This is a genomic window from Rhodococcus sp. 2G (assembly GCF_001886355.1).
Classification (GTDB): Bacteria; Actinomycetota; Actinomycetes; order Mycobacteriales; family Mycobacteriaceae; genus Rhodococcus; species Rhodococcus pyridinivorans.
The window spans coordinates 209,433-234,650 of record NZ_CP018063.1; the positions used below are offsets into that span (position 1 = coordinate 209,433).

The window sequence follows — 25,218 nt, forward strand, 5'->3', positions numbered from 1 at the left end:
CGCACGACCCGATCCACAGGAGACCACGATGCACTTCCACGACGATGCCTTGTTCCCCGAATGCCAGGAGAAGCTGGTCATCACCGCGGCCCCGTACGGACCCGAATGGGAGCCGGAGGATTTCCCGGAAGACCTGCCGCTGACGATGGACGAGCACGTCCAGCAGGCGGTGGACTGCTACGAGGCCGGAGCCACGGTGCTGCACATCCACGTTCGCGAACTCGACGGCAAGGGCAGCAAGCGTCTGTCGAAGTTCAACGAACTGCTCTCCCGCCTGCGCGAAGCGGTGCCGGACATGATCCTGCAGGTCGGAGGATCGATTTCCTTCGCGCCGGAAGGTGAAGGTGCCGAAGCGAAGTGGCTCTCGGACGATGTTCGGCACATGCTCGCCGAACTGGATCCCAAGCCGGACCAGGTGACCATCGCCATCAACACCAGCCAGATGAACATCATGGAGCTCATGACCGCGGACGACATCGCCGGCACCTCCATGGAGCGTCCGGAACTCGCGGTGACCTACCGGGAGATGACCGTGCCCGCCGGGCCGGAATGGGTCGAGGAGCACCTGCGGCGCCTGCAGGCCGCCGGCATCCAGCCGCACTTCCAGCTGTCGTCCGTTCCGCAGCTCGAGACCGTCGAACGCCTGATCCGGCGCGGCATCTACACCGGTCCACTGAATCTGACCTGGGTGGGGATCGGCGGCGGTTTCGACGGACCGAACCCGTACAACATCATGAACTTCGTCCAGCGTGTGCCGGACGGCGCGTGCCTGACGCTCGAAACCCTCATGCGTTCGGTGCTGCCGGTCAACACGATGGCCATCGCCATGGGGCTGCACACCCGCTGCGGCAACGAGGACACCCTCTGGGGACGCAAGGGCGAGAAGATGACCTCGGTCGAGCAGATCCGGCAACTGGTCCGTCTCGCAGACGAACTCGGCCGTGAGGTCGCCACCGGCAAGGAAGCCCGTGAGATCTACCGGATCGGCGAGACCTACCGCGACGCCGACGAAACGCTCGCCGAACTCGGCTACGCCCCCAACCGCCGCCCGGGACAGGTCGGCTTCACCCACCACGGCTGACACCCCTCGGCTCCCGTCCGATGGGAAATGCTCTGCACCAAGGAAAGTTTCGGAGAAGGATGTACGACACCGAACCGACCGTGATCATCGTGCCCGGCCTGCGCGACCACGTCGTCGACCACTGGCAGACACTGCTTGCCGATCGGCTCGACCGGGTCCGCACCGTACCCCCGCTCGACCACGACCGACTGAGCCTGAACGCACGGATCGCCGCTCTCGACGCGGTCGTCAGCGACGTCGACGGTCCGATCGTGCTGGTCGCGCACAGCGCCGGCGTCCTGATTGCCGTTCACTGGGCCCACACATCGACCAGACCGGTCCTCGGCGCGCTGCTCGCAACACCGGCCGATATCGAAAAGCCGCTCCCCGAAGGTTATCCGACCACGGACGACCTCGGTCGAGGCGGTTGGCTCCCGATGTCACGGCGCCGCCTTCCCTTTCCGAGCATCCTCGCAGCGAGCAGCAACGATCCACTCGGGGACCGGTGCCGGGTCGCGGGGCTGGCCGAAGCGTGGGGCAGCCGGTTCGTCGACCTCGGTGAGGTCGGGCATCTGAATCCGGCCTCCGGCTTCGGTGACTGGCCCGCCGCCGATCTGTTCCTACAGGAACTGCTCCAGCGGTCCGGAGCAACAACGCGCGAGACCGCCCCCGTTCCGTCCGAATCCTGAAAGCGAACCCACGATGCTCAACCTGTCCGTTCTCCTGGAGGATTCCGCCCGACGGTATCCCGACCGGGACGCCTTGGTGCTGGGGAAGACCCGGATGGGCTACGGCGAACTCGACGCCCGAGCGAACCGGGTGGCCAACCTGTTGATCGCGCGTGGAATCGCGCCGGGCGACACCGTGGCGATGTCGATCCCCAACGTGCCGGAGTTCGTGATCGTCTACTACGGCATCCTCAAGGCCGGCGCCGTCGTGGTGCCGTTGAACATCATGCTCAAGGGACATGAAATCGCCTACCATCTGCAGGATTCCGGCGCCCGGGCGTTCTTCTGCTCCGAAGGTGGACCCGACCTGCCCATCGGTGAACACGGTCGTGCCGGTTTCGCCGCAGCACCGAAGTGTCGCGACATGTTCGTCGTCGGCGGACTCGATGGTGCGGACAGTCTCGGTACTGCGCTGGGGGAAGTATCGGATGTCCGCTCGTCGGTGGTACGTGATCCGCAGGACACGGCGGTGATCCTCTACACCAGCGGAACCACAGGAAAACCGAAGGGAGCCTGCCTTTCCCACTCGAACATGGTGACGAACGCGCTCACCGCGAACCGTCTGTTCGACAGCAGTCCGATGTGTCCCGACACGTACCTGGTGACCTTGCCGCTGTTCCACTCCTTCGGCCAGACCGTGACCATGAACGCGGGACTGTCGGTAGGGGCCACGCTGGTCCTCCTGCCACGTTTCGATGCCCTCACCGCACTGACACTGATGATCGAGGAGGACGTCACCGTTTTCGCCGGGGTCCCGACGATGTACTGGGCTCTGCTCGATGCGGTGGACGAGACGGTCGACGTGCAACGGATCGCCGCCACGATGCGCCGGGCGATCTCCGGTGGCGCCGCCCTGCCCGTCGAGATCCTCACCCGGTTCTCCGAGCGCTTCGGTGTCCGGATCCTCGAGGGCTATGGGCTGTCCGAGACGTCTCCGCTCGCGTTGTTCAGCGATCCGGAACGCGACCCGCGGCCCGGATCGATCGGCGTCCCGGTCTGGGGAGTCGAGGCCCGCCTCGTCGATGCCGACTGGAACACAGTCACCGAAGTCGACACGGTCGGAGAACTGGCATTGCGCGGCCACAACGTCATGTCGGGATATCTCGGGCGGCCGGATGCCACCGCCGAAGCGATGCGGGACGGCTGGCTGCGTACCGGCGACCTCGCTCGCATGGATGCGGACGGTTTCTACTACATCGTCGACCGCGCGAAGGATCTGATCGTGCGCGGAGGCTTCAACGTCTACCCCCGAGAGATCGAGGAAGTACTGATCACCCACGAAGCGGTGTCACTCGCGACGGTCGTCGGCGTTCCCCACGAGGTGTACGGCGAGGAGGTCGGCGCCTTCGTCATCCTCGAGGCAGGGGCGCAGATCACGGAAGAGGAATTGATCTCCTGGTGCCGCGACCGGATGGCGGGATACAAGTATCCGCGCTCGATCGAGATCGTCACGACGCTTCCGACGACCGCGACGGGCAAGATCCTCAAACGCGAACTCGTCGCCACGGTACGGACGGGCACGGTATCGACGGGCACGGTGTCGACGAGTCGGGGTTCGTCGGATGTCGGCTGAGGTCGAGGTGACGTCGGCGCCACAGGACGTCGTCCGCCCGGAAACGACGTCGGTGGGTCCGCGTTCCCGAGCGGCCGCCCTCGCCGTAGGTATCGCGGTGTGCGCGGCCGGCGCTGCGATCGCGATCGGGTTCGGTCGGCTGTTCCCTGCCGTGAACCCGATGCTGATCGCGATCGCGTTCGGAGCACTGGTGGCCAATCTGATCCCCGTCCCGGCGTGGATCGGCCCAGGTGTGGATTTCTCGACCAAACGGCTGCTGCGCCTCGGCATCGCCGTGCTCGGCCTCCATCTGGTCTTCCACGACATCCTCGCCCTCGGGTGGGGTGTCATCGCGCTCGTCGTGGTCATCGTCGCGGCCGGGATCACCGGGACGATGTACCTGGGGCGGGTCCTCGGACTTTCGTGGACTCAGCGGGTCCTCATCTCGTGCGGATTCTCGATCTGCGGCGCCGCGGCGGTGGCTGCCGCAGACGGAGTCGTCGACGCGAAGCGCAAGGAGGTGATCACCTCGATCGCGTTGGTCGTCGTCTTCGGCACACTGATGATCCCGGGGATTCCGCTGCTGGTGGGAGTTCTGGGGATGGACGACCTGCAGTCCGGCATCCTCGCCGGTGGATCGATCCACGAGGTCGCGCAGGTGGTCGCCGCCGGAGGCATGATCGGCGGCGGAGCCCTCGCCGTCGCCACCGTGGTCAAGCTTGCCCGTGTCCTGATGCTGGCCCCGGTGATGGCATATCTGGGCGTGGTCCGCCGACGGCGCAGTCGCGAGACGGGCGTCCACGAGGACACGGTCGGCCGGCAGCCGCCTCTGGTGCCGGTGTTCGTGATCGGATTCCTGGCAGCGGTGGCGGTGCGGTCCTCCGGACTGCTTCCCGACGTCGTGCTCGAGCACGCCGCGCTCGTGCAATCAGCGCTGTTGACCACGGCCATGTTCGGGTTGGGTCTCGGGGTCCGGGTCGGACTGCTGCGCTCGATCGGGCTGCGACCGTTCGTGCTCGCTGCGGCCTCCACCCTGTGGGTGGTGCTGATCACCCTCGTCGGTGTTCTCGTACTGAGCTGAACCGGCCCGTGCCCGGTATTGCCGGCACGGCGAAACGTGCGGTGTCGCAGAAAATTCTGCAACGGCAAAACACTCCTCACCCGCACACGATCGTGCCAAGCTCGGAAGAGGTGGTCGGTCCTCGACCCGAGAAGTCCGTCCGGCCCGCGAGGTCGGCTACCCGGGCGCGCAGGAACGATTGCGAGGTCGAGTCGATGGCCGAGGAACACGAATCGCATCGGGACCCGGTACCCGGCGATTCCCGCCGGTGGGCGTGGACCGCCGTGGTGGTGCTGATCGTTGCCATCGGGCTTCCGATCGCCGAGGCCGGTCTGCGCGGTGTCGTCGCGCTGCTGCTGGTCGCGGCGGCCGGTGCAGCCCTGGCCGTTGCCGCGGCTTACTGGTTCCTCACCCACCGGGGCGTGATCCGCGGGGCGGCTCTGGTCGTGACCGTCCTCGCGCCGGTGGTCGTGATCGTCGTCTTCGCGGCGTCGGGTCACCTGTGGGTTGCGATCGTGTCGGTGCTGCTCGTCGCTGTGGCGGTCGCGTGCGGACGCCGTGCCCTGCGGGCCGATCGCGTGAGCCCGCAGCCGGAGTTCCCGGCCGTTCCCGTACAGCACCCGTTCTTCGTCATGAATCCACGCTCGGGCGGGGGCAAGGTTGTCCGTTACGACCTGCAGCGCAAGGCCGAGGAACTCGGCGCCGAAGTGGTGTTGCTGAGCGGACCGCAGCAACTCGACGTCACCGAACTGGCGGAGAAGGCCGTCGAACGAGGGGCGGACCTGCTGGGCGTCGCGGGTGGCGACGGAACACAGGCCCTCGTCGCGGCGGTCGCGGCGGAACACCGGCTTCCGTTCGTGGTGATCAGCGCCGGAACCCGGAATCATTTCGCTCTCGACCTCGGACTGGATCGGGAGGATCCCGCCGCGGGTCTGGACGCCCTCCGGGACGGGGTCGAACTGCGCGTCGATCTCGGCCGGATCAACGGGCGGCCGTTCGTCAACAATGCGTCCTTCGGTGTCTACGCGGAGGTGGTCCGGAGTCCGCAGTACCGTGCCGACAAGACGGCGACGGTGCTGCAGATGCTGCCCGATCTGCTCGGTGAGCAGGGCCGGCCGGGCTTGCGGGCACACATCGACACGGAGGCCGTCGACGGGCCCCAGGCGGTGTTGGTCAGCAACGGTCCGTACGCCTTCGACGACCTGGCAGGTATGGGCCGACGTCCCCGTCTGGACAACGGCCGGCTCGGCGTCGTCGCGATCTCGGTTGCGAACGCACGCCAGGCGGTCGGCCTGTTCCGCCGCACCCACGACCGAGGACTGTTGCAGCGCACGGCGACAGAAGTGGTCGTCGATGCGGACGTACCGGAAATTCCGGTCGGAGTCGACGGCGAGTCGGTGATGCTGTCGACACCGGTACGATGCACGATCTCCACCGGAGCGCTACGAGTTCGTGTTCCCCGAAACCGTCCGGGAGTGCGTGTGCCGCCCCCGCACCTCGATTCCGCCCGATTGCGGAAGATATTGTGGCCGAATTGAACTCTTCCGATTGCACATTCCGGCGCATCCCACGACTTCAATGGAGGGATGTGCAGATGGATGGCGTATACCGGTGATCCCGTCCTGATGGACGACCTGCTCTTCCGGCCGGTGCACTCCCTGATCGATCAGAGCCTGCATTCCAAGATGGGCGCAACTACCACGAACGGCGACGGCTTCGGCATCGGATGGTACGGAGAAGGCCCGAGGCCGGCATTGTTCAAGTGCATCGAACCCGCCTGGAACGAGAGCAACCTCCGCGAGCTCGCCACGCAGATCCGTACGCCGTTGATGTTCGCGCATGTCCGCGCCTCGACGGGAACTCCGGTGCAGCGCACCAATTGCCACCCCTTCCGCTACGAGAACAGGTTGTGGATGCACAACGGGGCGGTGCACGGATTCCACCTCATGAAGCGGGATCTGGCGATGGCCGTCGATGCGAGTCTCTACGACGCGATCCGGGGGTCGACGGATTCGGAGATGCTGTTCTACCTCGCGCTCACCTTCGGCCTCGCCGACGACCCGTTCACCGGCGTGGCGAAGGCCGTCGGTTTCGTGGAGGACGTCGGAGCACGCATGAGCATCGAGAATCCCATACAGGGAACGATCGCCACAACCGACGGCAGCAGCGTCTGGGTGTTCCGGTATTCGACGGAGCGGAAGACGCGCTCGTTGTTCTACTCGGCCGACATCAAGGCGATACGGGCGCAGCATCCCGAAGTGGAAGTGCTGTACCAGCTGGGGGACGACACCCGCTTCGTGGTGTCCGAACCCCTTCGGGATCTCGAAGGGGCCTGGCTGGAGGTTCCCGAGTCCAGCGCGGGCGTCGTTCGGGGGAGCAACCAGGAGTTCCGGCCGTTCGCGCCGATCTCGCCCGTGCGCTCGATGTGATCACGACGAATTCCTCACGACCGGAATCCGTGTCACCGCTCGTTCCGGCCGGGACCCGATGTGCCGAGTGAATCGCCCGGAGCCGCCTCCACGGCAGCGATCCCGGCGTTGTGGGCCCGGCGGACGAACTCGGCGCCCGGTCCGAAGAACAACCGGGGCCGAACGGCGTCGAATCCGATCGGCCACAGCGTGCCGTAGTGGATCGGTACGGCCAGACCTGCCTCCACCAGTCGGGCGACGACCGCGGCCCGAGCGGGATCGAGATGACCGTCGCCGAGCGTGGGTCCCCAACCTCCCACGGGGAGCAACGCCATATCCACCGGGCCGACATGCTCGGCAAGACCGGGGTAGAGATCCGTGTCGCCGGCGAAATAGGTCCGCCGGTCTCCCTCGACGACATATCCGACCGCTGGGGCGAACTCCGGGCCGCGCCGCCAACGGCGACCGTCGTGTCGGGCGGGCACGGCACGCACTGTGACCGTGCCGATCCGTGTCGCCTCGCCGGGACGCAGCGGGACCAACCGGTCGTCGAACCGACGCAATGCCGGTAATCCATCGACCGCTCCCCGTGGGACCACGATCGGAACGTCCGGATCGAGCCTTCCCAACGACCGCAGGTGGGTGTGGTCCGCGTGCAGGTGTGAGAGCAGGACCGCATCCGGGTCGAGCACGCGCGGTCCGGCCGGGGTGGGGCCCCGGCGTCGACGCAGGTGCGCGACGCGATCGGTGAGCACCGGATCGGTCAGGACGACCGTCCCGAGGTCCTCGATCAGCGTGGTGGCATGTCCGAGCCAGCGCAGACCGGATGCCGGGGCATTCCCCCGCGGTGGCGTGCTCATGACCTTACGATTCCAGACGTGGGAAGGGGCCCGCGATGCGTACGATGGGCAGCTTGTTGCGAATACTCGTCGAGTTCCTCGTGTTGTGGGGATCGTCGACGCTCGTGCTCGTCGTGCTCGACCGCATCCTCGGCGGCATCACCCTGGATCGGTCCGGCTTCGCTCCGATACCGACGCTCCCGGCTGCACTGGTACTCGCGCTGGTGTTCGGTCTGCTGAACGCGGCCCTGTGGCCGGTGATGATGCGGTTGATGTCGTGGGTCGGCCCGGTGCTGTTGTTCGCCGGGGTGTTCCTTGCCGGTGGCGCGATCATGCTGCTGACGTTGTACCTGGTACCGGTCGCCACGGTGGACCGCCCGCTCGACGCGATCGTCCTCGCCGCACCGGTCTCATTGGTCACCTCGGTCGTCTCGAGCGCGATCGCCTCCCGCTCCGATACCGCCTATCGGTTGATGCAGGTGCGACGGAACCGGTTCCGCCTGCGGCGCAAAGCGACGCTCGTGGACGCGACTCCGGGGCTGTTGTGCATCCAGATCGACGGACTCGGATACGACGTCCTGCGGCGGGCGATCGCCGACGGTGTCACGCCCGGCCTGGCGAAACTGGTGCGTGAGACCCACCGGCTGGTGCCGTGGTACACGGATTGGAGCAGCCAGACCGGTGCGACACAGCTGGGTGTACTGCACGGTTCCAATCACAACGTGCCCGCATTCCGCTGGTACGACAAGACGACCGGGCGCATCTCCGTGTTCAGCAACCCCGCCGACAACGAACAACGCGAACTCGAACGAGCAGACCGGCCCGGGTTGCTCGCGCACGACGGTGCGAGCCGGGGCAACCTGTTCACCGGTGGCGCACAGGACAACGTGCTGGTCGTCAGTCGTATGCGTGGTGCCCGACTCGGTGGAGGCGCCGGCTACAGCGCCTACTTCGCCGACCCGGCAAGCGCACTGCGCACCTTCATCCGGATGATCGCGGAACTGCAACGGGAACTTCGTCAGTCACTGCGCCAGAAGCGGAAGGACATTCGGCCACGAGTACCGCGAGGCGGAATCTATCCGTTCGTCCGCGCCTTCGCGACCGTTCTCGCCACCGACGTCACCGCCGCCGCCGTGGTCGGTGATCTGATCGAGGGACGTACCGTCGTCTACCTCGATCTGATCGGCTACGACGAAGTCTCGCACCACTCGGGGATCTCTCGGCCCGAAACGCTGGCCGTGCTCACGAAGGTCGACGACATCATCGAGATGCTCCTCGCCGTGGCGGAACAGTCCGACCGGTCCTATCGCGTCGTCGTGCTCTCGGATCACGGACAGAGTCAGGGTGCGACCTTCCTGCAGCGTTACGGGGAAAGCCTGAGGGAGTTGGTGGTCCGGCTGACGACACGATCCGGTTCGGTCGCGCCGGACGGTCACAGGCACCAGCGCGGGGGAGAGGAAGCCGCCCAACCCGGAGCGGAGGGCCGCGCCTACGCCGCAGCCAGCATGCACGTTGCCGCCGACGAGCAGTCGCGCCCGGCCGCCGGTGAGCCGATCGTTCTCGGCTCGGGCAATCTCGGCCTGATCTACTTCCCGCACCTGCCCGGTCGCGCCGACATCGACGCCATCGAGGCGGCGCATCCGGGACTGCTCGCCGGGCTCCGGGAGCATCCCGGAATCGGCTTCCTTCTCGTTGCCGCTCCGGGCGGATCCGTCGTGCTCGGACCCCACGGCCGGGTGGACGTGACGACCGGCGAGGTCACCGGCCGGAACCCCCTCGAGGTGATGGGACTCGACGCACTGTCGAAGATCCGGCGCACCGACACTTTCGGCAACGTCGCCGACATCATGGTCGGTGGAGCCTACTGGCCGGAGACCGACGAGGTCGCGGCATTCGAGGAGCAGATCGGTTCGCACGGCGGCATGGGTGGCCCGCAGAGCACGCCCTTCCTCCTCTACCCGGCCACGCTGCCCCCTCCACCCGAGCCGCTGAAGGGTGCCGAGAACATACACGAGGTGCTCGTCGGGTGGCGGGATCTCTCGTCGCGACCGTCGACGGCCGCGACCGGTCACGACGCGACGACCCGGTCGGGCGACGCGGCTCGGATGGAATGAAAACGGTTCGTACAGAGCTCTTCCGCCGGCAAGGTCAGGGATTCTGCTCGATGGGCGCGAAGGTCGGCGAGGCGCTCGAAGTCGGCCACGGCATCGTCGACGCGGTCGTATGCTGCAGCGCTCACAAGCAGCATGTCGTGCTCGTGCTTGCTCACGTCCTACCTTCCGACTTCCGGAATCGCGGGCGGAAGAACGGAATCGAGAATCGTAGGTTCGGAGAGTTCACGTTTCACCGCCTTCTCGACGAGGAGCGGAACGAAGTCTCGGATCCTGCTCGTGGCGAATCGGCTATAGACGCCGTGCACCGCACGTGTGATGTCCTCCGGGGGAACGAGCGGATATCGAACGATCAGGCGTTCGGTCACCTGCTGGATCTGACGGAACTCGTCGTCACCGCTCATCGGTCAAGCGTGACGTCGGCTCCGAGATCCGTCAAGACTCGAAACGGTATCGAATGCACCGCTTCCGAGCACGATTCGGCAACACCTGAGCTACGTGGTGGCCGGACCGCGTCCATCGCCCGAACCGATCGTTCTCCCACGAACGCGGGGTCGGAGGCGGACAATGGGTGGACGTCCGAGGGAGAACCGTGGGACACAAGACGGGGCACGAGAAGCATCGGAAGAGATCGCCGGCGAAGTCGCTCACCGCGCGTTCCGATTCCGGCGCCCTTCGTCCCCCCGGTCCACCGCAGCAGGGCGCATCGCCGGTCCGCGAACCAATGAAGAACAAGGAGTACCGTCGCCTGCTCCGTCCGTTGCACGCCGAACTCGTCGCCGTGCAGGAATGGGTGAGATCGTCCGGAGTTCGTATCTGCATCCTGTTCGAGGGCCGCGACACCGCAGGCAAGGGTGGTGTCATCAAGGCGATCACGGAACGATTGAGTCCCAGGGTCTTCCGCGTCGTCGCGCTGCCCGCACCCACGGAGCGTGAACGGTCTCAGATGTACATCCAGCGCTACGTACCCCACCTGCCGGCCGGAGGCGAGGTCGTGATCTTCGATCGTAGTTGGTACAACCGCGCCGGCGTCGAACGAGTGATGAACTTCTGCACGGAGGAGGAGGCACAGCATTTCCTCCAGATGATCCCGACGGTCGAACGCGCGATCGTGGACTCCGGCATCATCCTTCTGAAGTACTGGCTGGAAGTGAGCGCGGAGCAACAGACGCTGCGCTTGCAGAGTCGCATCGACGATCCTCGTAAGACCTGGAAGCTGTCGAATCTGGATCTGGAATCGTACACACGCTGGTACGACTACTCCCGGGCACGGGACGAGATGTTCCACTTCACCGATACCGGTTGGGCTCCCTGGTATGTCGTCGACAACGACGACAAGAAACGTGGTCGGCTCAACGTCATCGCCCATCTGCTCGACCGGATCCCCTACGAGCCGCTCGAGCGCCCCGATCTGGTTCTGCCGCAGCGGCAGGACGCCGATGGGTACACGGCACCGACCCAGCCTCTTCACTGGATACCCACGCTCTACTGAGGCTCTTCCGGTAAGGAAGGACGAACCGCGATGGCCACTACGAGATCCGGACCGGACCGAGCGAAGAATTTCGTCCCCGATCGGGAAGAACCGTCCTGGTATGCCACAGACGCCGCCGACGTGATCGCAGCACTGTCCTCCGACGAACGATCCGGTCTCACGACGGCAGAGGCGGACGAACGTCGCCGACGCTTCGGACCCAATACGATCGTGTCCGAACCCGCACCGTCCACGTCGACGATCGCACTGCGGCAGGTACGGGATCCGATGAACCTGATGCTGATCGCCGTGACGGCGGTCAGCATCGTGATCGGGGAGATCTCCACCGCACTCGTCGTCATCGTCCTGGTCGCGCTCAATGTGGTGCTGGGCACGCGGCAGGAAGTGAAGGCCCGTGCGAGCGTGGACGCCCTCGCGAGAATGCAGACTCCGCAGGCGCGAACGATCCGCGACGGAGTGTTGAGCGAGATCGGAGCCACCGACCTGGTGCCCGGCGACATCGTGCAACTCGAAGCCGGCGACCTCGTGCCCGCGGACGGACGTGTGATCACGTCGGCGACGCTCGAGACGCAGGAAGCAGCGCTCACGGGAGAAAGTGCACCCGTTCCGAAGGACCCCGCGGCCCTTCCCGTCGGTGACGTGCCCCTGGGCGATCGCTCCGACATGCTGTTCCAGAACACATCCGTCACTCGTGGTACCGCCAGGATGGTGGTGACGGAGACGGGCATGGACACCGAAATGGGCCGGATCGCATCGATGCTCTCGGCCGTTGCTCCGAGCAAGTCACCGCTGCAACGCGAACTCGACTCGCTGACCCGGCTGCTCGGGGTCATCGCCTGGACCGCGGTTGCCGTCATCGTCGTCATCGGCGTGATCCGCGGGCAGGATCTGACCACGGTGCTGTTGCTGGGCATCGCCATGGGGGTGTCGGCGATCCCGACCGGCCTGCCGACCTTCGTGCAGGCGATGCTCGCTTTCGGTGCCCGGCAGCTCGCCGAAGCGAAGGCCGTCGTCAAGAACCTCTCCGATGTCGAGACCCTCGGTGCCACGAACGCGGTCAACTCGGACAAGACCGGTACGCTCACGATGAACCAGATGACCGTGCGCTCGTTGTATTTCCACACCCGGTGGTACACCGTGGACGGTGAGGGATACAGCAAGACCGGGCGGATCACGCGTGCCGCCGGCGACGAGCTGCCCGACTTCACTCTTCTCGCATACGGACTATGCCTCGACAGCGATGCCACGGTGTCCGACAGCGGAGTGGTCGTCGGAGATCCCACCGAGGCGGCTCTGGTCGTGCTGGCCGCCAAACTCGGCATCGACGCCCCGCTCACCCGCCGGTCGTATCCCCGCGTCGCCGAAGTGCCGTTCGACTCGGCGTACAAGTTCATGGCGTCGTTCCATCACCTGCCGGTCGACGGCGCCCTACGATTCGTCGAGCTCGTCAAAGGCGCCCCGGACGTGGTTCTGGCACAGTGCGGCAGCGCCTTCCGTCCGGGACGACGAGCGGCGCCACTCGACGAGGTTCGTGACGACATCGTCGCGGCGAACCGAGCCCTGTCCGAGAAGGGACTGCGGGTCCTGGCGTTCGCGGCCCGTCTCGTCGACGGGCAGGAGGAAGCGGTGCGGATCGATCCGATGTCGTTCGTGGACGATCTCACCTTCGTCGGGATGGTCGGCATCATCGATCCGCTTCGACCCGAAGCGATCGAGGCGGTGCGCACCGCGCACGCGGCAGGTATCGATGTCCGCATGATCACCGGCGATCATGCGATCACCGCCTCCGCGATCGGCGCCGAACTCGGTCTCGGACCGGGCGTCGTCAACGGACCCGACCTACGTGCGATGCCCGACGAGGCTCTGGCGGCGAAACTTCCGAACCTGCACGTGTTCGGTCGGGTCACTCCCCAGGACAAACTCCGACTCGTCGATCTCATGCAGAAGGGCGGTGCGGTCGTCGCGATGACCGGGGACGCCGTCAACGACGCCGCAGCTCTGAAGAAGGCCGACATCGGAGTTGCGATGGGGTCGGGCAGCGAAGTGACGAAGCAGGCCGGAAGAATCGTGCTGACCGACGACAACTTCGGGACGCTGGTCACTGCGATCCGCCTGGGACGCAACATCTACGAGAAGATCGTGTCCTACATCCGGTACCAGATGTCGAAGCTGTTGTCGCTCGTCCTGCTCTTCCTCGTCGCGAGCATCTTCGACATCAACGACGGCGTCGCCCTGACCCCGTTGATGGTGCTGTTCCAGCACTTCTTCATCACGTTGTTCCCGGTGGCCGTCATCATGCTCGACCCGCCCTCGCCGGATCTGATGAGCAAACCGCCTCGCGACCCGAACACGCCTATCGCCAACAGGGCAGCCTTCGTACAATGGTCGGTCTACGGAACCCTCCAGTTCGCCGTTGCACTCGCGGCGATGCTCCTCGCCCCGGGTGGGATGAGCACGACGGAGCCGACCGTGGCGATGACGACCGCGTTCGTCGTGTTGTCGTTCGGATCCGTTCTCGCAGGACTGTCCATGCGACGCGATCCGGAATCCGGATTCTCCGCGCCGATCGTGCGTGCCCTCCGGATCCTGTCGATTCCGGTGGTGGTCACGGTGCTCGCCGTGGAGTTGGACTTCCTTCAGGACCTCCTCATGACGACGTCACTGACAGGTGCTCAATGGCTGGTCTGCATCGGCTGGTCGGTGATCATTCCCGTCGTGGTGGAAGCGGAGAAGGCGATTCGACGTCGCCGACGCACACCGGATCTGTCGATTCCCGCTCCGGCGGCGGTTGCTCCTGTTCGTGCTCACTGAGGCCGGTCATGTCACGGATCGAGGGCCTGGGGACGCTTCCCGGAATTGTCACGGCTCGTGCCTACCGTCGCGAGTGGTTGAGACCGGACATCACCGCCGGCCTCGTGCTCACCGCACTGCTCATCCCGGCCGGGATGGGCTATGCCGAGGCGGCTGGATTGCCCGCCTATGCCGGGCTCTACGCGACCATCGTTCCGCTCCTGGCCTATGCGGTGGTCGGCCCGTCGAAGATCCTCGTCCTGGGCCCGGATTCCTCACTCGCACCGCTCATCGCTGCGGCCGTCCTTCCGCTCGCCGTTGCGGACGATCCGGAGAGCGCGCTGGTCTTCGCCGGGGTACTCGGCGTACTCGTCGGCGTGATCCTGCTCGTCGGAGGTTTCCTGCGCCTCGGCTTCGTCACCGAACTGCTGTCCAAACCGATCCGGCTGGGTTACCTGAACGCCATCGCCCTCGTCGTCATCGTAGGACAGCTTCCGAAACTGCTGGGCTTCTCGGTCGACGCGCCCGGTCTCCTCGGAGAGATCCGGGAGATCGCAGAGGCCGTCGTGAACGGTGGGATCGACCCCGTCGCAGCGGCTATCGGGCTCGCCTCCCTCGCGGTCATCGTGGGCTTCCGCTTGTGGTTGCCGAGGATCCCGGGCGTCCTGGTCGCGGTCGTCGCAGCGATCATCGCCTCCGCTGCACTCGATCTCACCGACGACATCGGGATGGTCGGTGCACTGCCCGCGGGGCTCCCGCTCCCGTCGTTCGGCGGGGTCGAGTGGTCGGACGTCGCCCGTCTCGTCGGACCTGCAGCCGGTATCGCGCTGATCGCTTTCGCCGACACCGGAGTGCTCTCCCGCACCTTCGCCGCGCGACGGGGTGAGAACGTGAACGGGAGTACGGAGATGAAAGCGGTGGGCGTCGCGAACATCGCCGGGGGACTGTTCGGAGGGTTCCCGATCTCCGCAAGCGGATCTCGGACGCCGGTCGCCGAGCAGAGCGGCGCGCGAACCCAATTCGCGTGTGTCGTGGGAGCGGTGGCAGTTCTCGTCTTCGTTCTCGCCGCTCCGGGGTTGACCACCTATCTACCCGATGCGACGCTCGGCGCCGTGGTGATCGTCGCCGCCACCGCCCTGGTCGATATCCGGGGAATGGTCCGGATGTGGCAGATGAGCACGGTCGAGTTCGGGCTGGCCGTCGCGGCCTTCCTCGGGGTCGCTCTGGTGGGCGTGCTGCAGGGCATCCTCGTCGCGATCGGTCTGTCCTTCGTCTCGGTGGTCGCGCGCGCCTGGCAGCCGTACCGCACCGAGCTCGTGCGGACCGCTGATCGTCCGGGATTCCACGACGTAGAACGTCATCCCGAGGGCAGTCGTATCCCGGGTCTGGTGATCGTCCGGTTCGACGCCCCGCTGTTCTTCGCCAACGGGGAGATCTTCGATCAGTACGTGCGATCGGTGGTGGCCCGAACCGAAGCGCCTGTCGAATGGGTGGTCATCGCGGCCGAACCGATCACGGGACTCGACACGACCGCCGTCGACGAACTCGTCGACCTCGACGCCTATCTGGAAGGCAACGGCATCCGCCTTGTGTTCGCCGAGATGAAAGGGCCGATCAAGGACCGGCTCATCAGATTCGGGGTGGGCGACAGATTCGACCCGAGCCGGTTCCATCCCACCCTCGAGGACGCGGTGGACGCCTTCATCGGCAGGACCGGTCGCGGCAACGATCAGGTCGTCGGTTGATCCTCGGTCGCCGGTCGGTCCTCGACGGTGCGGGCCGGCCTGATCACCAACTCGAGGGCGAGCAGTACCAGAACAGCACCCAGCACGATGAACGCGACCACCAGACCGGTCGGGTAGCGCCAGAACATCACGAGTAGTGCAGCCACTCCGATGACGACCGCCCGGATCGCGACGCGGGCACGGAAGGCCGCTTCTTCGAACGCATTCGGCGGGCGGGGCCGACGTAGCCGCTGGACGGCATCGAGGCTGCGGCCGAACCCACGCCGAACAGTCCGGGCGGAGGACGAGCCACCGGTGAGGTAGGCACCGAGAGCGATCACCAGTCCGAGCACCGCGACCGCCCGAAGGCTGGTCCGCAGCGGCATCAGCACGGCATCGATGATGGCTGCTGCCGCCTCCGGCGACAGGACGTCGGGCGGGACATCGTCGAGATACAGCGACCGGACGATGATGAGCGCGACCGCCAGAACGAACATTCCTACGACCAGTGCGAGGCCGACGAAGGCGAGTGCGCGTAGGCGACGGCCCGGCGGCGCGACGGCGACTGCGCCGGCAGCCGCGGCGAGGGTGATCCAGGGCAGCACATCCGAAATGTTGTCGAGAGCGTTCACGGCTCGCTGCGCCCGGACCAGTTCCGGTGATCGGAACAGGACCAACTGCTTGTCGACACTCGGGATCTTCTCCGCGAACGTGAAACCGCGGTCGAGGAGACGGCCTCTCACGTTGTCGATCACCGTGCCGAGCGAAATGCTCACCGTGCCCGAATCGTCGACCGTCACCGACGACGGCCCGACGTTGCCGGTCACCACCGCGACCAATGCGTTGTGGGCGGCGCGGTGGGCCTGGATCCACAGATCCTCGAACTGCTCGCTCTGCACCAGTGACAACACCGTCTCGTTGACGAAGTTCCGCGCCTGTCCGGTGATCACCGGTGCCAGTCCCTCGACGGCGCGGTCGACGCGCGGCGCGTTCTCCGTGGCCGGAACGGCGTCGGTGAGAGCGACCAGAGCGTCGGTCGTCAGACCTTCGACGTCGACGCGTGTGAAGATCTCGTCGGTGACGGAATTCGCGATCTGCGTCTGGATCGCGGGGTTCGAGCCCAGTGGGGCGACGGTGGTCACGTACCGGTCGGTGTCGAGGATCTCGCTGCGCACGAAGCGTGCGGTGACCGAGAGGACGGCCAGAACCGCGACCAGCACGGTGAGTAGCGCAACCGCAGCCCAGCGCCATCCGTGTCTCGCGGGCCGCGGCTCGGGAGCGGGCTCGCCCTCGACGGCGGCTCGCTCCCGAAGCGTGGCGACCTCCGCACGCAACCGATCGAGTTCGGCGCGTTCGTCGTCGTCCAGCCGGCCCGGTCGGGGCTCGTCATCGCCCGCGCCGATGTTCGTGGTCATCCCTGCATCGCCCCCTTTCGGGGCCGGATCCAGTATGCGCCGATGGGATCGGTCCGGCAGGAATTTGGACTCTATTTGCTTCAGAAGTGGCCGTCGGGCGGTCATACTCGACGGGAAGGGGGATCTGTTCTCGACGACACCGACGGAAGTCGGCTCCCGGCTTCCGTGAACGATCTTTCATCGAAACGAGGCTTCAGGTGACCGATTCGGATATCGACGAGATGGGCCCGGTCGACTATCTCGTCATCGAATTCCCTGCCGACCGACCACCGAACGGTTCTGCTCTACCGCTGCTGCTCGACCTCGTCGAGCGAGGCATCATCCGGGTGCTCGATCTCGCGTTCGTCCGCAAGGACACCGACGGTTCGGTCGCCGGGATCGACATCTCCGAGGTCGGACTCGAAGGAGAAGTCGACGTGACGTTGTTCGCGGAGGCGTCGTCGGGCCTGCTCGGCGACGCCGATTTCGACGAAGCGGGGGCGGCGCTCGAGCCGGGCTGCTCGGCGGCCGTGCTCGTCTACGAGAACACCTGGGCTGCTCCGCTGGCGCGGGCACTGCGTCGCAACGGCGCCGAACTCGTCGCGTCCGGGCGTATCCCGGTTCAGAGCATCCTGGCTTCGCTGGAGAAGCTAGACGTCGAAATGTGATTCCAGCGAACGAAATACAGGAGGAGATCGACATGCCAGGATTACTCCGCGGGGTGGCTCGCACCGCAGTGGTAGCGGGGACGGCGACGGCCGTCTCCAACCGCGTCTCCCGTCGGCAGGGAGAGCGATGGGCATCGCAGGGGCAGGCCGTCTACGGTCGTCCGGCGCAGTACGCGCCCGAACCCGAACCCGTGCCCACGCCTCCTCCGGCCGCCCCACCTCCGGGTGGAACGGACCGCATCGCCGCGCTGAAGGACCTCGCCGAACTGAAGGCGCAGGGCGTGCTCACCGAGGCCGAGTTCGAGAGGGAGAAGGCGCGAATTCTCGCATCCTGAAATACGAGTGCGGCATCCGGTTCGAGTGACTACGACCGTTCCGACGCGACGATCGATGCGATGGGACCGGGCTCGTGGGCGACTGGAGGTGCACGGTACACAGGATCGGCGAGCCGGCCGACCGTCTGGCGAGGCTGTCGTTGGTGCTCGCGGACGAACTCACCTCGGCGGAGGTACGGGATCGTGCGCGTGCGCTCGCCCGTGAGCTCTTCGGGCACGACGTGGACGTCGGGGAGGTCGAGCCGGAGAACTGGTCGACCCGCCGGCCGCCGTCGACCTGAGCTCGTACCGGTCATGCATTGAATGTATTGAGAGAGAATGTATTCCGTATGCTTCCGGCCATCTCCTCGCGACACGGTCGTCACTGTGCTCCGGAGGCGGAAGGCGTGGCACTCGAGGTCGCGGGAAGGAGAGCGGACGCGACGAGTCCGACGAGCCCGACGCATGCCAGCACGATCATCGCGGCCGCATACGAACGGTTCGGCGTGGCCAGGCCGACGACGAGGACGGTACCTGCCACGGCAGTGCCCAGGGACGAACCCAGATTGGACACGCAGCGCGACAGACCCGAGATCTCACCCTGCTGTTCCTCCGGGAACGCCGACTGCACGACGTTGACGGAGGGAGTGAGCATCGCACCCAGCCCGACGCCGATGAGTAACAGGCCAGGAGCGAACGCCCATGCGCTGGTCCACGCACGCACCAACAGGAGCAGTACCACGATGCCGGCGAGGGTGACGACGAAGCCGCTCATGATGAGAGCGCGCTGTGAATGCCTGTCGGCCAACCGTTCCGCCAGTAACGAGGCACCGAGGATGCCGGCGGTGGCCGCGGTGAAGATGACGCCGGTCTCGATCGCGTTGTAGCCGCGGACCACTTGCAGGAATGCCGAGACGACGAACGCGACACCCATCAATAGCAGCCACTGGATGTTCTGGGTGACGAGCGCGAGATTCGACGTGCGGTTGCGGAACAGGTCGGTCGACAGTAGTGGCACTCTGCCGGCTCGTTCGAACCGCCGTACGTGTAGGAAGAACCCGACGACGAGCAGGATTCCGATGCCGATGAGGGTAGCGGACACCGAGAGTGCGTTGTCCGCCTGGAGAATCCCCATGACGATACAGACGAGACCCGCGGCGGACAGGACGGCACCGATCCCGTCGAAGGGTGTGGTCGGATCCGGGGGCAGGGGATCCTCGAGCCCTCGGCTCAGAACGACGATGGCGGCGACGATCAGTGCCTGGAAGACGAAGGCGGCCCGCCAGTCGATCGCGGTGGTGATCAATCCACCGATCAACGGCCCCGCCGCGGCGCCGATCCCACCCATGCCGGTGATCACGCCGAAGGCCCGTGCCCGGGACTTCATGTCGGTGAAGAGCATCGTCGTGAGGATATAGACGGGTGGGATCAGCAGTGCGGTGCCGATTCCTTCGAAGATCGAGTTGCCCAGGATCAGGATTCCCAGACCCGGTGCTGCCGCACTCAGGAGGGCTCCCACGCCGTACAGGATGAGCCCGGCGACGAAACATCGCTTGCGACCCCATCGATCCGTCAGCTTCCCACCCGGAATCATGAACGCCGCCATGACCAGAAGGAACACGGTGATCGCGGTCTGGACGCCTTGCACCGTGGTGTCCAGATCGACGCTGATGTCGTTGATCATCACGTTCATGTTCGAACCTGCGAAACTGCAGATGAACTGAGCGAGGGCGAGTGGAAGCAACATTCGCCGGATGGGGGCGGACGGTCTCGCCACCGGATTGTCGGTCATCTCGTACTTCCCGTCGCGAAGGACGTCGCCGAAACTCTGCACGTCATGATCCACCGCGGTGGTGCACAGTGGCGTCGACGAGTCGAAACCGTGACCTTGACCTCGCATCCGAGACCAGAGGAGGATCGAAGGACTCGACTCCTCTTCTCGCGGAGGTACCGCCATGCTTCTCGAGGACTACGGCTTCATCGGTGACCTGCAGACCTCCGCGCTCGTCGGCCGGAACGGCTCGATCGACTGGCTGTGCATGCCCGCCTTCGACTCCGGATCGTGTTTCGCGGCTCTGCTCGGCGGCCCGGAGCACGGACGCTGGCTCGTCGCGCCCGAGGCGGAACCCGCGGCGGTGAACCGCCGCTACGCCGACGGCACCCTGGTGCTCGAGACCGACTTCGAGACCGCGGACGGTGCCGTCCGCCTGATCGACTTCATGCCTCGCCGGGGGTCGGGCCCGCCTCGGTTGGTCCGCATCGTCCAGGGTCTGCGCGGTCGGGTGCCGATGCGGATGCATCTGTCCTTGCGTCCCGACTATGCGGCCGTCACTCCATGGGTCGAGGCGGTGGCCGACGGTGCGGTCGCGACGGCCGGCCCGGATGCCTTCCATCTGTGCACGACGGTACCGCTGGAGATCCGTGTGGGGACCGTCGACTCCGAGTTCGTCGCCGTGGAAAGCGGTCGATACCGATTCGCTCTGGACCGGTACGCATCCTTCGAACAGGCCCCCGTCGTCGAGGACGCCGAATCCGCGCTCGCGCGCACCGTGGAGTGGTGGCGCGAGTGGACCGGCCGGTGCACGTACAAGGGGGCGTATCGCGACGAGGTGCTCCGCTCTCTGATCGTCCTCAAAGGGATGACGGACGAGACGACCGGTGCGATCGTGGCGGCCCCGACCACCTCCCTGCCCGAAGCGCTCGGCGGAGTGCGCAATTGGGACTACCGCTACTGCTGGTTGCGCGACTCGGTGCTGGCACTCGAAGCGTTGCTCGCCGGGGGATACACCGGCGAGGCCCTGGAGTTCCGCGACTTCCTGCTCCGCGCGGGAACCGGTGATCCGGCCGATATCCAGATCATGTACGGCATCAGGGGAGAACGCCGGTTGACCGAGTTCGAGGTGGATCATCTGCCCGGTTACGAAGGGTCGGCACCCGTCCGGGTCGGTAACGCTGCTGCGGAGCAGTTCCAGCTCGACGTGTACGGCGAAGTCCTCAGCGTGGCGTACAAGGGGGCCGAGGCGCTCGGCAGGATCGAGACACACATGTGGCCCCGATGGCAGGCGGTGATCGAGCACGTCGAGAAGATCTGGCGGGACCCTGACGACGGGATCTGGGAAACACGCGGTCCCCGCCGGGATTTCACGCAGTCCAAGGTGATGGCCTGGGTCGTCTTCGATCGCGCCGTCCGGATCGCGGAGGGATTCGGCCTCGACGCTCCGCTCGAGCGGTGGAAGCGGGCTCGCGACGAGATCCACCACGAGATCTGCGAACGTGGATACGACCCCGTCCGCGGCACCTTCACGCAGTACTACGGCTCCACGGAACTCGACGCCAGCGTGCTGCTCATACCGCTCGTCGGCTTCCTCCCGCCGACCGACGACCGGGTCACCTCCACGATCGACGCGATCCGGAACGAACTCGGTCGCGACGGCTTCGTGTCCCGGTATTCCACGACGGATACCGACGACGGGCTTCCCGGCGACGAAGGGCAGTTTCTCGCCTGCTCGTTCTGGCTGGTGAGCGCTCTGGCGGTCAACGGCCGGGTCGACGAGGCCCGCGCATTGTTCGAGAGGTTGCTCGGACTCACCAATGATCTAGGGCTGCTCGCCGAGGAGTACGACGTGCAGGCAGGACGACAGGTCGGTAATTTCCCCCAGGCGTTCAGTCACCTTACTCTCGTCGGCGCGGCCTACGCGATCACCGTCGCCGAACGGGCGCATGGAGCGGATCCTGTCGACGGAGCTCCGGCCGTCTGATCCGGCTCCCTACGAATGTCATGTGTCCGTGGGATATTCGCCCACAACCGTGCGTGCTGTATGTATCCTGGGGGTACGTGCAACCCGGATACGCCCCGTGTTCGTCGGTGTCTGTAGATCGCACGAACTACATTGATGCGCTTGGGAACCGGTAGAAATCGTACGAATGTCACCGATTCGGCGCGGGCACTTCCCCGGACTCGCCGAGCACGTTTCAATGACAGGTGCAGAGGGGCTCTCGGGAGCGCAGGGGATACGCTTCCGCGTCGCTGCTCCGTCGGGACAACGCGAACGGTGGCAGGGGAGCGACAATGGAACATGGTGTTGTGCTGTGGTTCGACGCCGGTCTGGGTCACGGGTTCATCCGTGACGACGACGGTACGGAGATCCTGGTGCACTACTCACAGATAGATGGGAGCGGCTACCGCTTCCTGACCGGGGGCCAACGGGTCCGTTTCGAGATCGGTTACGGGATCTTCGGTCGACATGCGGTCAACGTGCAGGTGTGCTGACATACAGGACGTTCGGATGGTGTGATCGGACGATGGACACGCGGACGAATGAGTACCGGTCCGTCTATGGCAGATCCCCTCGCGTGACCCGGTCGGACGCGCTGTGGTCCGATCGAACTACCGCCGATCCTGCAGAGAACGAATAGACTGCACCGGAAGCGAACGATGTGTTCGCTGTCGACGCTGCCGGCGAGGCACGAGACTTCCGACGCAGAGGGTCGGATCTGTCGACCTGCCCCGTCGGCGGTACTCCGAGTGCCCACATCCGGCCCCGGTGATGACATTTCGGCGTATGCTCGGAACATCGGTGAGGACGTGCCGTCCCGACTGCTCCGTGCGACACCGCACCGGAACGCGCCCGGATTGGCAGAATCCGGAGTATGCCGACCCGGACGATCGACGGTCACCGCATCACCCTGACCAACCTCGACAAGGTGTTGTATCCGAGCACCGGGACGATGAAGGGTGAGGTCGTCGAGTACTACGAAGCCGTCGCTGAGGCGATGCTTCCCCACATCGTCGGCCGGGCCGCGACCCGCAACCGGTGGCCGAACGGTGTCGGCGAACAGTCCTTCTTCGAGAAGAACCTCCCCGACCACGCACCGGCCTGGATCGACCGTCGCACCCTGCACCACAAGGACCGCCGGGTCATCTACCCGCTGTTCGATTCCGCCGCCGGGCTCGTCTGGCTCGGACAACAGGCCGCCCTCGAACTCCACGTGCACCAGTGGCGTTTCGACGGGGAGAAGGCCGGGCCTGCGACCCGCATCGTCTTCGACCTCGACCCGGGCCCCGGCGTGGGCCTGGCCGAGTGCGCGGAGGTCGCGCGCCATGTGCGCGACACGGTCGCCGAACTCGGGTGGTCGGCCTATCCGGTCACCAGCGGCAGCAAGGGTATCCACCTGTACGTCCCGCTCGATCGGAGGTTGTCGTCGTCGGGGGCGTCGAAGGTCGCGAAGCAGGTCGCGCACAATCTCGAGACCACCCTTCCCGACCTGGTGACCGCGACGATGGCGAAGTCGGCGCGCGAGGGCAAGGTCTTCGTCGACTGGAGCCAGAACAACAGTTCCAAGACGACGGTCGCGCCGTACTCGCTGCGCGGTCGCGACGAGCCGTGGGTGGCGGCGCCGCGCAGCTGGGACGAACTCGACGACCCCGACCTCGCGCAACTGCAGTTCCGGGAGGTCCTCGCCCGCATCGGGGAGTTCGGGGACCTGCTCGCCGGTCTCGACCCGCCCCTGGGCAAGGCTGTGTCCGGAGACAAGGCTGTGTCCGGCGGCAAGACCGGGTCCGGCGGCAAGACCGTGTCCGGCGGAGACGCCCTGGACACCTACCGCGGCAAGCGCGACGCGTCGCGCACCCCGGAACCGGTACCCGACCGCGTCCCCGACGACGGCCCCGGCAACAGGTTCGTCATCCAGGAGCACCACGCGCGTCGCCTGCACTACGACCTGAGGCTCGAACGCGACGGTGTGCTGGCGTCGTGGGCCGTACCGAAGAACCTGCCGGACACCTCGGGGCGCAACAATCTCGCGGTACGGACCGAGGACCACCCGATCGAGTACCTGACCTTCCACGGGACGATCCCGAAGGGCGAATACGGCGCCGGCAGCATGACCGTGTGGGACACCGGCACCTACGAGACCGAGAAGTGGCGGGACGACGAGGTGATCGTGCGGTTCCACGGCGACCGGATCGAGGGACGGTACGCGCTGATCCGCACCGAGAAGAACCAGTGGCTGGCGCACCGCATGAAGGACCAGTCGTCGCCGAGCACCGAGTCGTCCGACGCCGATCCGCCCTCCCTCGTCGGATCGTCGGGGTCCAAGGCCTTCCCGCGCGATCTCGCGCCCATGCTCGCGTCCCCCGGTGACGTCTCGGGTCTCGACGCCGAAGACTGGGCGTTCGAAGGCAAATGGGACGGATACCGCGCCATCGCGGAGATCGAGGACGGCACCGTCAGGCTCCGCAGCCGATCCGGTCGCGATGTCACCGGCGACTACCGGAAGCTCGTCGAACTCGCGACGATCCTCGACGGTCACCGGGCGGTGCTCGACGGGGAGATCGTCGCCGTCGACCGCTCCGGGGTGACGAGCTTCTCGATGCTGCAGCGGGGCGTGAACTACGAGTACCGCGTGTTCGACGTGCTGTATCTCGACGGGGTGTCGCTGCTGCGCAAGACCTACGACGATCGCCGACGGGTCCTCGAGGCGCTCGCCGCTGCCACGGACGGACTGATCGTCCCGGATCTGCTCTCGGGTGACGGCTCGAAGGCTCTCGCGCGCAGCCGCGCGAAGAACTGGGAGGGCGTGGTCGCCAAACGCCGGGACTCCGTGTACCTGCCGGGCAAGCGCGGCGCCGGATGGATCAAATCGAAGAACTGGCTCACCCAGACCGTCGTGCTCGGCGGATACCGCCGTGGCAACGGCAACCGTGCCTCGACCTTCGGCTCCCTGCTGCTCGGCGTCTACGACGACGACGGTGAGTTCGTGTACGTCGGCAAGGTCGGCACCGGTTTCGACGACGAGACGCTCCTGTCGGTGGCGAAGGCTGTGAAAGGGCGCACGAGCCGCACGAACCCGTTCGCGAACGAAGTGCCGGCCGCCGAACGCCGCGATGCGGTGTGGTTGCGGCCCGAACTCGTGGGGGAGGTGCGGTTCGGAGGATGGACGGAAGGAGACCGGGTGCGGCACGCGAGCTGGCGTGGTCTGCGCGACGATGTGGACGCGTCGAGTGTGGTGCGAGAAGAGGAAACAGGCGCTGACTGCTAACGTTCGTTCGAAGTCGGGTGATCGGGCATTAGGGGAG

Annotated in this window: 21 protein-coding genes; 16 read left to right on the plus strand and 5 right to left on the minus strand. The window is 66.2% G+C overall.

Annotation, left to right across the window (positions count from 1 at the left end):
* Window positions 1-28: 28 nt before the first annotated feature.
* From BO226_RS01035 to BO226_RS01060, 6 genes are all read left to right on the plus strand, one after another.
* Window positions 29-1,081 carry a 3-keto-5-aminohexanoate cleavage protein gene (locus tag BO226_RS01035; protein ID WP_071934441.1) on the plus strand — a complete coding sequence of 351 codons (1,053 nt, stop codon included), beginning with the start codon at window positions 29-31 and terminating at the stop codon, window positions 1,079-1,081.
* A 59-nt stretch (window positions 1,082-1,140) separates the two neighbouring features.
* The gene (locus tag BO226_RS01040) at window positions 1,141-1,749 is read left to right on the plus strand and encodes an RBBP9/YdeN family alpha/beta hydrolase (protein ID WP_071934442.1); all 609 of its coding nucleotides are present in this window, start codon (window positions 1,141-1,143) and stop codon (window positions 1,747-1,749) included.
* A 13-nt stretch (window positions 1,750-1,762) separates the two neighbouring features.
* Window positions 1,763-3,361 (plus strand): long-chain-fatty-acid--CoA ligase, encoded by a 1,599-nt coding sequence (locus BO226_RS01045; protein WP_071934443.1) that lies wholly within the window; start codon window positions 1,763-1,765, stop codon window positions 3,359-3,361.
* Window positions 3,351-4,421, plus strand: coding sequence for a YeiH family protein (locus BO226_RS01050; RefSeq protein WP_071934444.1), 1,071 nt, complete (start codon window positions 3,351-3,353; stop codon window positions 4,419-4,421). The genes BO226_RS01045 and BO226_RS01050 overlap by 11 nt, the downstream gene beginning before the upstream one ends.
* A 194-nt stretch (window positions 4,422-4,615) precedes the next feature.
* Complete coding sequence (locus BO226_RS01055) at window positions 4,616-5,938, plus strand: diacylglycerol/lipid kinase family protein (RefSeq protein ID WP_071934445.1); 1,323 nt, start codon at window positions 4,616-4,618, stop codon at window positions 5,936-5,938.
* Between the two features lie 60 nt (window positions 5,939-5,998).
* Window positions 5,999-6,829: a class II glutamine amidotransferase gene (locus BO226_RS01060; RefSeq protein ID WP_071934446.1), complete on the plus strand. Its 831-nt coding sequence runs from the start codon at window positions 5,999-6,001 to the stop codon at window positions 6,827-6,829.
* 32 nt (window positions 6,830-6,861) lie between these two features.
* On the opposite strand, the gene BO226_RS01065 is transcribed toward BO226_RS01060, so the two are convergent.
* The gene (locus tag BO226_RS01065; protein ID WP_071934447.1) at window positions 6,862-7,668 is read right to left on the minus strand and encodes an MBL fold metallo-hydrolase; all 807 of its coding nucleotides are present in this window, start codon (window positions 7,666-7,668) and stop codon (window positions 6,862-6,864) included.
* Window positions 7,669-7,703: 35 nt separating this feature from the next.
* On the opposite strand from BO226_RS01065, the gene BO226_RS01070 reads away from it, so the two are divergent.
* Window positions 7,704-9,761 carry a phage holin family protein gene (locus BO226_RS01070; protein WP_071934448.1) on the plus strand — a complete coding sequence of 686 codons (2,058 nt, stop codon included), beginning with the start codon at window positions 7,704-7,706 and terminating at the stop codon, window positions 9,759-9,761.
* On the opposite strand, the gene BO226_RS01075 is transcribed toward BO226_RS01070, so the two are convergent.
* Window positions 9,716-9,916, minus strand: coding sequence for a hypothetical protein (locus tag BO226_RS01075; protein WP_071934449.1), 201 nt, complete (start codon window positions 9,914-9,916; stop codon window positions 9,716-9,718). The two genes, BO226_RS01070 and BO226_RS01075, sit on opposite strands and share 46 nt — an antisense overlap.
* Window positions 9,917-9,919: 3 nt before the next feature.
* Window positions 9,920-10,162, minus strand: coding sequence for a three-helix bundle dimerization domain-containing protein (locus BO226_RS28620; protein WP_071934450.1), 243 nt, complete (start codon window positions 10,160-10,162; stop codon window positions 9,920-9,922).
* A gap of 188 nt (window positions 10,163-10,350) precedes the next feature.
* Between BO226_RS28620 and ppk2 the strand changes: the two genes are divergently transcribed.
* Genes ppk2 through BO226_RS01095 form a run of 3 tightly spaced genes read left to right on the plus strand, consistent with a single transcriptional unit; the run spans window position 10,351 to window position 15,785 of the window.
* Window positions 10,351-11,250, plus strand: coding sequence for a polyphosphate kinase 2 (ppk2, locus tag BO226_RS01085; RefSeq protein ID WP_071934451.1), 900 nt, complete (start codon window positions 10,351-10,353; stop codon window positions 11,248-11,250).
* 30 nt (window positions 11,251-11,280) lie between these two features.
* Window positions 11,281-14,061, plus strand: coding sequence for a cation-translocating P-type ATPase (locus BO226_RS01090; protein ID WP_071934452.1), 2,781 nt, complete (start codon window positions 11,281-11,283; stop codon window positions 14,059-14,061).
* A gap of 8 nt (window positions 14,062-14,069) precedes the next feature.
* Entirely contained in the window at window positions 14,070-15,785 is a 1,716-nt protein-coding gene (locus BO226_RS01095; RefSeq protein WP_071934453.1) for a SulP family inorganic anion transporter, read from the plus strand.
* On the opposite strand, the gene BO226_RS01100 is transcribed toward BO226_RS01095, so the two are convergent.
* Window positions 15,770-17,179, minus strand: a complete 1,410-nt coding sequence (locus BO226_RS01100) for a hypothetical protein (protein ID WP_071934454.1) — start codon at window positions 17,177-17,179, stop codon at window positions 15,770-15,772. The genes BO226_RS01095 and BO226_RS01100 overlap by 16 nt on opposite strands.
* 197 nt (window positions 17,180-17,376) lie before the next feature.
* Here BO226_RS01100 and BO226_RS01105 point away from each other — a divergent pair, with 197 nt between their 5' ends.
* The 3 genes from BO226_RS01105 (at window position 17,377) to BO226_RS01115 (ending at window position 18,442) form a co-directional block, all read left to right on the plus strand.
* Window positions 17,377-17,826 carry a DUF6325 family protein gene (locus BO226_RS01105; protein WP_071934455.1) on the plus strand — a complete coding sequence of 150 codons (450 nt, stop codon included), beginning with the start codon at window positions 17,377-17,379 and terminating at the stop codon, window positions 17,824-17,826.
* Window positions 17,827-17,858: 32 nt separating this feature from the next.
* Window positions 17,859-18,161 (plus strand): SHOCT domain-containing protein, encoded by a 303-nt coding sequence (locus BO226_RS01110; protein ID WP_033096945.1) that lies wholly within the window; start codon window positions 17,859-17,861, stop codon window positions 18,159-18,161.
* A gap of 143 nt (window positions 18,162-18,304) precedes the next feature.
* Window positions 18,305-18,442, plus strand: a complete 138-nt coding sequence (locus BO226_RS01115) for a hypothetical protein (RefSeq protein ID WP_232238029.1) — start codon at window positions 18,305-18,307, stop codon at window positions 18,440-18,442.
* An 80-nt stretch (window positions 18,443-18,522) separates the two neighbouring features.
* On the opposite strand, the gene BO226_RS01120 is transcribed toward BO226_RS01115, so the two are convergent.
* Window positions 18,523-19,932 (minus strand): MFS transporter, encoded by a 1,410-nt coding sequence (locus BO226_RS01120; RefSeq protein WP_071936315.1) that lies wholly within the window; start codon window positions 19,930-19,932, stop codon window positions 18,523-18,525.
* A gap of 163 nt (window positions 19,933-20,095) precedes the next feature.
* Here BO226_RS01120 and BO226_RS01125 point away from each other — a divergent pair, with 163 nt between their 5' ends.
* From BO226_RS01125 to BO226_RS01135, 3 genes are all read left to right on the plus strand, one after another.
* Window positions 20,096-21,898 carry a glycoside hydrolase family 15 protein gene (locus BO226_RS01125; protein ID WP_071934456.1) on the plus strand — a complete coding sequence of 601 codons (1,803 nt, stop codon included), beginning with the start codon at window positions 20,096-20,098 and terminating at the stop codon, window positions 21,896-21,898.
* A gap of 311 nt (window positions 21,899-22,209) precedes the next feature.
* Window positions 22,210-22,410: a cold-shock protein gene (locus tag BO226_RS01130; RefSeq protein ID WP_039587481.1), complete on the plus strand. Its 201-nt coding sequence runs from the start codon at window positions 22,210-22,212 to the stop codon at window positions 22,408-22,410.
* 380 nt (window positions 22,411-22,790) lie between these two features.
* Complete coding sequence (locus tag BO226_RS01135; protein ID WP_071934457.1) at window positions 22,791-25,181, plus strand: ATP-dependent DNA ligase; 2,391 nt, start codon at window positions 22,791-22,793, stop codon at window positions 25,179-25,181.
* The last annotated feature ends 37 nt before the right edge of the window (window positions 25,182-25,218 follow it).